The 930-nt window shown below is 73.1% G+C and carries 1 protein-coding gene; it reads right to left on the bottom strand.

Features of this window, described 5'->3' with window-relative positions:
- Nucleotides 1–140: 140 nt before the first annotated feature.
- A complete protein-coding gene (locus V6U90_RS33555) occupies nt 141–848 on the bottom strand; it encodes an RICIN domain-containing protein (protein WP_334445221.1) in 708 nt (235 codons plus the stop codon).
- Between the last annotated feature and the right edge of the window lie 82 nt (nt 849–930).

Genomic DNA, 930 nt, shown 5'->3' with positions numbered 1-930 from the left:
ACCGGCACCACCGCCGAGGCGCGGGCCGGCACCACCGCCGAGGCGCGGGCCGGCACCACCGCCGAGGCGCGGGCCGGCACCGAGATCGAGGCGATCGCGCCGGTGGGCCGGACACCCTGGTCCGGCCCACCGGGAGCACGTCAGTCGCCGAGTTCCGGCAGCGTGGCCTTGCCGTTGTCGACAAAGGCGAAGGTCGTGTCCGGTCCCCCGGCACCCGCCGCCTGGGCCACCAGACCGCTGCTGGCGATGGTCCGCAGGTGGACACCCCCGTCGCCACGGATCGCATACGTCGGGCGGCCCTGCTCGTCCGTGGCCCACATCCGCTCCAGCGTGAAGAGCTGCCCGGCCGCCGACGTGTCGCAGGCGGCCGCCACGATGGTGGTCGGGCTGGTGCCGTTGTCCCGCAAGCCCATGCAGAAGGGCTCACCGCCGCTGCCGGCCTTCGCCGTCTTGATCTGATGCCGGCCGCCGCCCACCGGGTCGAGGACGAACAGGGCGTACTCCGCCTCACCGTCGGTGAGGTTCAGTCGCCCCTTGTCGTCGACGGCCAGGACCGACTCGAACGAACGGACCGGTGTGATGACGACCTGACGTTCACCCCGCAGAATGGCCCCGTCTCCACCACCGCCACCTCCCGCCGACGGCAAACCGGTGGTCGCCGACGGCGTGGTGGCGGACGGCGTGGCCTGCGGGTCGCCGGTCGGGGCACCTGTCGTCGGGCCGGCCGACGGTGCCGCTGGGGGCTCCCCGTCCGGGTCGACGGCGCATGCCTGCTGGGTCAGCAGCAGGCCGGCGCAGAGCGCCGCCACCGTGCCGGTACGGGAGGAACGGGCGGTCGGACGCTGCATCTCTGGTGCCTCCTCGATCGGGGGGAGCCGTCTGGTCCGACGGCACATCGTCGGATAATCCGTATGCTCGCTATCAATCGGG

The sequence above is a fragment of the Micromonospora sp. CPCC 206060 genome, assembly GCF_036906895.1.
Classification (GTDB): domain Bacteria; phylum Actinomycetota; class Actinomycetes; order Mycobacteriales; family Micromonosporaceae; genus Micromonospora.
Note: the sequence above shows the minus strand (reverse complement) of the source record. Positions and strands in the feature narration are given on the sequence as shown.